A 202-nucleotide genomic window follows, 5' to 3' on the forward strand; every position below is an offset into this window, starting at 1 on the left:
GGTGCCCATGCGGGCTCAACGACAGGAGTTGGTGAGGGCTATGACAATCGCCCTGTACCACCTCCGGGCAGAACCGGATCGTTGTGACCGGTCTCGCGAATTCCGCCACGCAGTGGCTCGGCGCAAGGGAGGATGCGGCCATGGACATGGGGCTTCCGTCTGGCGAGCGCGCCACGCTGCGCGCGCTCATCGACGCTGCCGC

This window comes from Nocardioides sp. CPCC 206348, assembly GCF_048654705.1.
In the GTDB taxonomy this organism is placed as follows: domain Bacteria; phylum Actinomycetota; class Actinomycetes; order Propionibacteriales; family Nocardioidaceae; genus Nocardioides.